The following is a 1,059-nucleotide window of genomic DNA, read 5'->3' as shown; positions in this document are numbered from 1 at the left end:
GACCGAGGGGCTGATGGACTCACGCCATGACGACATTGCTGCCCCGCATCATGCGAGCACTTGAGCAGTTCCATGCCGCCCACCCCTGGGACCACAACGCCCACTACCACCGGTGGATCCTGCGCCAGCTGCCCAGACGTCTCGACAGGGCTCTGGACGTCGGATCAGGCAGCGGTGACCTCGCCAGGCTCCTGGCCTCACGGGCGGGAGCAGTGCAGGGTATCGACGTCGATCCCACGATCGTCGATCGCGCGCGGGAGCTCACAGACCCCGCCGCCCCCGTGACCTTCACCGTCGGAGACGCACTGAAGGAGGTGCCGCCTGGCCCCTACGACGTCATCACATGTGTCGCCACCATTCACCACATGCCGTTCAGCGACGCCCTCACCTGCTTCCGTCAGCACCTGGCGCCCGACGGAACTCTGGTCGTCGTCGGCGTCTATCGCCCGCAGCCTCTGAGCGATTACCTGATCGACGCCGCGGCCATTCCGGCGAACGTCGCCATGGCCTGGATCAAGAACAAGGGCCGCAAGGCGCCGCGCCCAGCCTCAATGACCGCCCCGACCCGACCGGCGACTATGACCTTTGCAGACATCGTTCGCGACGCCCACCAGGCGCTACCCGGTGCACGGCTGCACCGACGACTGTTTTGGCGCTACACGCTGGTCTGGCACCGTCACTAGGAGGTCCGCCTACCTCACGGCTTGCTCTGGGGCCAATGGCACCGCGCGGCAGGCCCCTTGTGCTGTCAGGACTCCTGGACCCATCAGACTCTGCAGACGCTCGGCTGGGGTTTCCCAGCCGAGCGTTTTGCGTGGGCGGCTGTTGAGTTCGGCAGCCACCGCGTCCAGGTGCTCGCGGGTGTACCGAGACAGGTCGGATCCTTTGGCAAAGTACTGCCGGAGAAGGCCGTTCGTGTTCTCGTTCGAGCCACGCTGCCAGGGACTGCCCGGGTTGCAGAAGTAGACCGGCATGTTCGCGGCGATGGAGAAGAGCTCATGGCCTGCCATCTCGTTGCCCTGGTCCCAGGTCAGTGACCGTCGCAGATGGGGCGGAAGC

At 65.9% G+C, this 1,059-nt stretch carries 2 protein-coding genes; one reads left to right on the top strand and one right to left on the bottom strand.

Features of this window, described 5'->3' with window-relative positions; translation table 11 throughout:
- The first annotated feature begins 26 nt into the window (after nt 1-26).
- Entirely contained in the window at nt 27-683 is a 657-nt protein-coding gene (locus ACF1BH_RS30890) for a class I SAM-dependent methyltransferase (RefSeq protein ID WP_359726845.1), read from the top strand.
- Nucleotides 684-692: 9 nt separating this feature from the next.
- On the opposite strand, the gene ACF1BH_RS30885 is transcribed toward ACF1BH_RS30890, so the two are convergent.
- The coding region (locus ACF1BH_RS30885; protein ID WP_391647732.1) for an IS30 family transposase at nt 693-1,059 on the bottom strand (367 nt) is incomplete at its 5' end.

It is taken from the genome of Streptomyces sp. NPDC014733 (assembly GCF_043083385.1).
Lineage (GTDB): Bacteria > Actinomycetota > Actinomycetes > Streptomycetales > Streptomycetaceae > Streptomyces.
Note: the sequence above shows the minus strand (reverse complement) of the source record. Positions and strands in the feature narration are given on the sequence as shown.

Coding starts and splice junctions, on each gene's coding strand:
- ACF1BH_RS30890 (WP_359726845.1), top strand. CDS start 27: ATGACGACATTGCTGCCCCGCATCATGCGAGCACTTGAGCAGTTCCAT.